The organism is Promicromonospora sp. NPDC060204, assembly GCF_042728455.1.
In the GTDB taxonomy this organism is placed as follows: Bacteria; Actinomycetota; Actinomycetes; order Actinomycetales; family Cellulomonadaceae; genus Promicromonospora.
On record NZ_JBHWZO010000323.1, the window covers coordinates 1 to 6,233 of the forward strand.

A 6,233-nucleotide genomic window follows, 5' to 3' on the forward strand; every position below is an offset into this window, starting at 1 on the left:
CCACCAAGTTGCGGAGCCCCGGCTGTGAAGTGCTAGTCTTCTGCAGTCCGAGGGGCTATGGCGCAGTTGGTAGCGCGTCTCGTTCGCAATGAGAAGGTCGGGGGTTCGAATCCCCCTAGCTCCACAGACGGAAACCCCGCTTGACCAGGGCAGATGCTCCGGTCAGGCGGGGTTTCTTCGTTGGCAAGGAGGCGTCTTGCCCGGACGGCGGACCCCTGGCGCCCCCCGAGTCGTCGGAGATCCCCGTGTCGGGGCGCTGGGAGGCACGCATGTCTGAGGCAGTGACCGAAGAGAAGCCCGCCATCGCAGCGGCGATCATCGTCCAGGACGGGAAGCTGCTGCTGGTCCAGCGGCGCGTTTCCGAGGGCTCGCTCTCGTGGCAGTTCCCCGCCGGTGCAGTCGAGCCGGGGGAGACCTTCGAGCAGGCAGCAGTCCGTGAGACCGCCGAAGAGGCCGGGCTCACCGTCCAGGCCGTCAGGGTGCTGGGTGAGCGCGTGCACCCGAACACCGGACGCCTGATGGGCTACGTCGGGTGCGACGTCGTCAGCGGCGAGGCGTACGTCGCCGACGCCGAAGAACTCGCAGACATCGTGTGGGCGACACCAGACAAGTTCACCGAATACGTGCCCTACGGCTTCGCGCCGGCAGTGCAGGACTTCCTCACGGCGACGCTTGCCTGATGAGATAGGGGTAGCGCGGGTAGAGGCTGTCCGCCGGTCGCCAGAAGCCGGGTTTCGGGCCATGTCAGGGCCGGCCCTGGCTTGAAGGCCGCTGCTCCGTTGCCCTCGGTGAGAATCGTTGAAATCTAGCGGATCCCGGGGGTGTCGGGTGTTGTAGCGCCTCCGCCACTGGTAGCGGAGCGCTTCGCTACCAGCGCTACGCCTGTTCGCGTCCTCGGGGGAGCGGAGGCGGCGCTACGCTCCGACCATGACGGCCTCGGGCAAGGACGCTTTGCACCCACGTGCGTCGGGGCCGATCTCACAGCCCGGTCGAGTGGCCCCGGTCTTTGCGGCGGGCGCCGTCGGGCTGTTCGTCGTCGCGACCGCAGAATCGTGGGCATGGCTGGCGTACTCCTGGGGCGTCCTGCCGATTCAGATGTGGTGGTTCTTGGACAACGGCGGCAGCAACGGTCTCCTTCCGGAGAACGTGGGGGCAGTGCTCGTGCGGAGTGCGGCATACCTAGCGGGTTTCGTCCTGATGACCGCCGCGTCTGTGCTCGCAGTCCGGCACCGTCGTGCTCTCGCTACGTTTCGTCTGACCGTGGTGTTGTCCTGCCTCGCTGTGGTCATCGGCTTCACGCCGTGGGTGTCATCAGCCCTGTTTCCGGGAACGAGTGGGCTGACCCACCGCGACGCGGTGCGGGATTTCCACACGCTGCGCCCGGCGCTCGATCGTGTCGTGGAACGGTTCGCTGACAACGGTCAACGGGGGATTCATGTCGAGTTGCCCGCCTCCCTTCGTTTCGTGTCCGTAATGGGGAACGTGGACGTCTCGGGTTCGGAGCAGGCGGGCGACCTTGCGATCTTCGTCCCGGAGTGGGCTGCGCTTGTTGACGATGCGGGCGGCTACTTCTACTCACCTACCGCGAGCCCCGCGGGCTACGACATGCGCGGCATGACCTGCGCGGACCCGACGCCACTCGAAGGCGGATGGTGGATGTGCGGTATGTCCTGAGTGCAGGTTCCCCCGGGATGCACCGCCCGGCGCTCTGCGCACTCTATGCACGGAGAAACCGGCCAGAAATAGTGAGGCATGGCGTCGAAGGTCGGGGGTCTAGCTCCACCGACAGAGGGCCGCTGAACTGGTATCACACCAGGTCAGCGGCATTCTTGTTGCTCGCCGGAACAGAACCATCCGTCCGAAGCGGGCCGCTCGTGCTGAAGGTCCCCGATTGAACACAAGAGTCGACCCGGCTTCGGATCCGGTCGGCCAGGTCGGCGGGCAGGCTTTGACCTGCACGATCGATGCCATCCGTCCCGCCGTGGCGCGACGCGCGCCACCACAGCGGTTGGTGCCATGCGGACCACTCGTGCGGCGAGAGTCCATAAGGACGAGCGTCCCCCTTGGAACGGCCACGGTGCGACGGCGCACCGAGGGCAGCTTCGAGCTCGGGAAGCGATGCTCCCGCTGACACGACCCGCAGGTAAGCACGCCAGATGGCAGCCATGTCATGTCCCATCGTTTGCCGTGAACCAGATGGAACCCCCACGGCCACACGGCGGCACAACAGCGGAGAAGTTCGCGCCGACCTGCGGGTGGTGCGCGCACTGGGTCTCCTTGGCGTCGCTCGCGACGATGGTCAATGTTCGACGGTTAGCAGGTGCTCCTTGCTGACTTTCAGCCACCGCTTTGTCGCCGTGAGGTCCAGAGTCATCTCGCCGAGGAGGATGCCGCGCAGACTCGGCAGAATGCCCCCTCCGCGATGCCGTCCACAACGTACTGGCCGTCGCTCCCGGGATGACCGAGGTACCACTGGGGACCGACCATGACCATGAGTTCCGGCCACCGCGGGTCGCACTTGCACACCGAGTTCTTCGGCGGCAGCTGCGGTGCTGAGTCAAGACGGAACGGCCCGGGGTATACCGCCCTGCATTCGACGCATCTCGCCGGCCCGAACACCGCTGTGAAGAGGTTGTTGTGCTCTGCTGGCTCCGCCTGTAGCAGGCGCCCGTCCGAGTCGACGAAGAGAGCTGGCCAGGATGGCTCGCAGCGACACGAGCGGCGGCGCATACGCAGGGGCGAGATCACATTTGATCCTTGGTTGACATCAAGCCGGTGCATCGTACGGCCCAGGCGAGTTGGGTTTGCAGCCCATTTCCGGGCGCACAACACAACAACCGTCGGCGCGGCGGCGTCCGTGGAGTAGGTCCCCCCCCAGAAGGCACGTCCGGACGTTCGATGCGCGCGATGCATCGAGAAACCCGCGCTGGCTGGGTGCGGGGCTGGGACGGCCAGTCGAGAGCGGTTCTCGCGCCCGCGTTCGGACTCGAGGTGGCCGCACTCGAAGCGGCCTCTTGAACGTCAATCGTCGGTGAGGCGGATTAGTCCGGCCGCCGTTGGGCGAAAACCGCAGGAATCGAGATAGAACTGCTCAAGGTGTGGTTCGAAGTCGACGAACAGCCACTCGCAGCCTGCCGCCCGGGTTTCCTCGACGGCACGCCGCACAACGGCGGTGCCCAGGCCTCCCCGTTGATGGCTGGGGCGCGTCTTCGTGTCGATCAGAAAAGCGTGGTCTCCGCCGTCCCAGGCCACGTTCACGAACCCGAGGAGGTGGCCGCTCTCGCTTCGGGCTGTGACCCAGCCCAGCGAGTGGTTGCGGATCTGGTCCCACCACCCGGGCTCGGCATTCCCACCATGCGACCTGGTGAGTTCGACGAGCTCGGCGTCGGTGACGGGTCGGCGCCAGCCGATGTCCAGTTTTTCGGCAGGCAGATTATCGGTGGGCATCGTGCCAGCGTGCCGACGGCAGAGGCGAGCGGCAAGCGCTTTACGGCAGCCTGTGGAAGGTGTGCCACGCACACCTGACCCCAGGGGCGACCACGTTGAGAACTCCTTCGCGCGGGTCCGGTCCAAGCCTCTAAGAGGTCGTTTGGTCCGCTACCTTGTCGAAGTGATTCCGAGGGATACGGCGAGGCTTCACTTCCGCCAGATGACTGGTACGGACCTTGACGCGATGGCCGGCTTGTTGGGCGACCCCGAGGTCATGCGGTACTACCCGGCGCCGAAGACACGCGACCAGGCGGCTGCGTGGATCACGTGGAACCAGCGAAACTACGCCGAACATGGTTACGGGCTTTGGATCATCGAGACGCTCGCGGGCGACTTCGTCGGAGACTGCGGGCTGACCTGGCAGGAAGTCAACGGGGTCAGCAAGCTCGAGGTGGGATATCACGTTGCTGTCAGGTGGCAGGGCCACGGTTTCGCGACGGAGGCAGCTGCTGCATGCCGCGACTTCGCACGCGAGCACATCGGGGTGCGGGAGCTGATCGCGATCGTTCATCCGGACAATCGTGCGTCCGAGCGGGTGGCCGAGAAGATTGGGATGTACCGAGTCGAGGACGACGACCGCGGTGGCGGCCGTCAACGCCGTTTGGTGCTGAGCACAATTCTTTAGCAACACGCTCTGTGTAACGCCCCACGGCTTCGTCCCGGCGGTGCAGGAGCGCCGTCGCTTCTCAACCTGAAACGAGCATCACCGGAAGGCCAACCGTGGGAGCCGGATCGGTGGCCAGCCGCGCGTGCGTCTCGACGTCGTAGCGGTCGGTGCCGTATCTGAGCTTCTCCCGCTCGATACCCTCAGCCCGGAACCCCGCGGCGGTCGCCACCCGACATGAAGCAGGGTTGTTCACCCGGTGCCCGAGCTCGAGCCGGTACAGCCCGCTCTCGAAGGCCCAATCGCAGACGGCGACGAGCGCAGCCGTCGCGTATCCCTTTCCGCGGGCATCGGGCGACAGCCAGTAGTACATCCACGCGGTCTCGTGCCGAAACTCGATCCCAGACGCACCGACATTGCCGACCGCGACGCCGTCCTCCACGACAGCCCAGTTCTTCACGTGCTCGCCGAACCGCAGCGACTGTTCGACAAACGCCTCCGCGGCGGCCAGGATCGAAAGATCGGCGCCGCCGAACTGCGGCGCCAGATCTGGTGCACTCTGCGCTACGGCCATAAGGGCCGAAGCATCCTGACTGACCCAGGGGCGAAGCACGATACTCACGCACCCCATCCTGCCTTGCCGAACGGAAGCCTCAGTAGGTTTGCGGGCATGACCAGTGATGGCGTTGCCGGCCAGGACCCGCAGGTCGACGGCGATTGGCGGGAGAACAAGTTCTTCCGACGTCGCCCCTCCGCCGAAACTCTGGACTGGGTGGCCGCTTCCATGGGTCGAGGCAGTCGCGTCGTCGGCCACAGGCGGTTGACCGGCGGCGTCAACTCCGCTGTCCATCGACTGACAGTTGAACGACACGGCACGCGAACGTTCGTGGTGCTGCGGCAGTACCCGGCGGGAAGCATCGCGCTTCGGACCGCAATGGAGGAGGAGATCGCTAACCTCAAGGTGGTGGCAGGCAGCGGGCTTCCGGTCCCGACGATCCTGGCCACCGACGTCGCCGGCGCTGCCAACCGCGGGGCGCCGTCGCTGCTGATGACCCGCCTACCTGGCCACGTTGACCTCAACCCGGCCGAGCGCCGACCGTGGATCGAGAGGATCGCCGAGTTCGCTGCCCGGCTTCATTCCGTCGACCTCCCTGCCCCGACCTTCCACGCCTGGGCAGACTCCTGGATCACACCTCGTGGCCAGTTCCAGGTACCGGTCGGCGCGCAGCGACCCGCGGTCTGGAAAGCCGCCTTCGATGCCATGGAATCACCACCACCTGAGGATGATGCTGTCTTCCTGCATTGCGACTACCTGCCCGTCAATCTGCTGTGGTCGCGCGGGAAGATCACCGGAATCACCGACTGGAACAGCATTCACCGAGGGTCACGCGCAATCGATGTGGGGCAGTGTCGGCGGTACCTGTCGTCGCTCTATTCGCCCGACTGGGCGGAGGAGCTCCGCTCGCTCTACGAATCGATCGAGGGTGTCCCTCTTCATCCCTGGTGGGACCTGTACAGCCTCCTTCACCACGACGACAACGGACCGCAGTCCATCTCCCGCCAGGTTGCCGGCCGCCGCCCGGTCGACGTGTCGGGCATGACAGCTCGTGTCGAGGTCGCCGTAGGGCAAGCATTGCGGCGCCTCGGCTGAACGCGGGCGCCGCTGCCTGCCTTGTGGCCGGCCCCGCGCTCGTCGGGCAGCTCAGGCCCGCCGTCGGGCGACGGCTCCCCAGATGACGAGCACGAGGAGCGAGCCGATGAGGGCCCAGAACCACGTGGTCAGTGAGAAGAAGGACTCGTTGACCTGGACGTCGAAGAGCGCACCACCGATCCAGCCGCCCAGCAGCGCGCCGAGCACTCCGACGACGAGCGTGATGAACCATCCTCCGGCGGCCTTGCCGGGAAGGATCGCCCGGGCAATTGCTCCCATGATGAGTCCGATCAGGATCCAGCCGATGATTCCCATGGCAGCTCCGTTCGAGAATGCGTCCGTAATGGGTGTGGACGCTCTGGCTCAGTCCTTGACGACGATCTCCTATGTCCTCACTTTCACCCCGGTGGTCGGAGTGCGCCAGGGGAAGGCCGAGTCGGCAGCGCTCCGAGCAGAGTGTTGTGGCGCGACGGCCGGGTGGGACAGGCC

The 6,233-nt window shown here is 65.9% G+C and carries 7 protein-coding genes and 1 tRNA gene; 5 read left to right on the forward strand and 3 right to left on the reverse strand.

Annotated features, from left to right (window positions below; translation table 11 throughout):
* Window positions 1-51: 51 nt before the first annotated feature.
* The 3 genes from ACFWEJ_RS26120 to ACFWEJ_RS26130 all read left to right on the forward strand — a co-directional run bounded on the left by ACFWEJ_RS26120 (window position 52) and on the right by ACFWEJ_RS26130 (window position 1,674).
* A tRNA-Ala gene (locus ACFWEJ_RS26120) sits at window positions 52-124 on the forward strand.
* Window positions 125-281: 157 nt separating this feature from the next.
* Complete coding sequence (locus ACFWEJ_RS26125) at window positions 282-680, forward strand: NUDIX hydrolase (RefSeq protein WP_377232091.1); 399 nt, start codon at window positions 282-284, stop codon at window positions 678-680.
* A gap of 247 nt (window positions 681-927) precedes the next feature.
* The gene (locus tag ACFWEJ_RS26130) at window positions 928-1,674 is read left to right on the forward strand and encodes a hypothetical protein (RefSeq protein ID WP_377232092.1); all 747 of its coding nucleotides are present in this window, start codon (window positions 928-930) and stop codon (window positions 1,672-1,674) included.
* A gap of 1,347 nt (window positions 1,675-3,021) precedes the next feature.
* Here the strand turns inward: ACFWEJ_RS26130 and ACFWEJ_RS26135 are convergent.
* On the reverse strand, window positions 3,022-3,447 hold the full coding sequence (locus tag ACFWEJ_RS26135; protein ID WP_377232093.1) for a GNAT family N-acetyltransferase: 426 nt from the start codon (window positions 3,445-3,447) through the stop codon (window positions 3,022-3,024).
* 163 nt (window positions 3,448-3,610) lie between these two features.
* On the opposite strand from ACFWEJ_RS26135, the gene ACFWEJ_RS26140 reads away from it, so the two are divergent.
* Complete coding sequence (locus ACFWEJ_RS26140; RefSeq protein ID WP_377232097.1) at window positions 3,611-4,114, forward strand: GNAT family N-acetyltransferase; 504 nt, start codon at window positions 3,611-3,613, stop codon at window positions 4,112-4,114.
* Between the two features lie 61 nt (window positions 4,115-4,175).
* On the opposite strand, the gene ACFWEJ_RS26145 is transcribed toward ACFWEJ_RS26140, so the two are convergent.
* Entirely contained in the window at window positions 4,176-4,715 is a 540-nt protein-coding gene (locus ACFWEJ_RS26145; RefSeq protein ID WP_377232094.1) for a GNAT family N-acetyltransferase, read from the reverse strand.
* 48 nt (window positions 4,716-4,763) lie between these two features.
* Here ACFWEJ_RS26145 and ACFWEJ_RS26150 point away from each other — a divergent pair, with 48 nt between their 5' ends.
* The gene (locus ACFWEJ_RS26150; protein ID WP_377232095.1) at window positions 4,764-5,744 is read left to right on the forward strand and encodes a phosphotransferase family protein; all 981 of its coding nucleotides are present in this window, start codon (window positions 4,764-4,766) and stop codon (window positions 5,742-5,744) included.
* 51 nt (window positions 5,745-5,795) lie between these two features.
* Here the strand turns inward: ACFWEJ_RS26150 and ACFWEJ_RS26155 are convergent, their stop codons facing one another.
* Window positions 5,796-6,059: a GlsB/YeaQ/YmgE family stress response membrane protein gene (locus ACFWEJ_RS26155; protein WP_377232096.1), complete on the reverse strand. Its 264-nt coding sequence runs from the start codon at window positions 6,057-6,059 to the stop codon at window positions 5,796-5,798.
* Between the last annotated feature and the right edge of the window lie 174 nt (window positions 6,060-6,233).

Bases quoted from the DNA above. Each gene is read 5' to 3' on its own strand.
- ACFWEJ_RS26130 (WP_377232092.1), top strand. From the start codon at position 928: ATGACGGCCTCGGGCAAGGACGCTTTGCACCCACGTGCGTCGGGGCCG.
- ACFWEJ_RS26150 (WP_377232095.1), top strand. From the start codon at position 4,764: ATGACCAGTGATGGCGTTGCCGGCCAGGACCCGCAGGTCGACGGCGAT.
- ACFWEJ_RS26135 (WP_377232093.1), bottom strand. From the start codon at position 3,447: ATGCCCACCGATAATCTGCCTGCCGAAAAACTGGACATCGGCTGGCGC.
- ACFWEJ_RS26155 (WP_377232096.1), bottom strand. From the start codon at position 6,059: ATGGGAATCATCGGCTGGATCCTGATCGGACTCATCATGGGAGCAATT.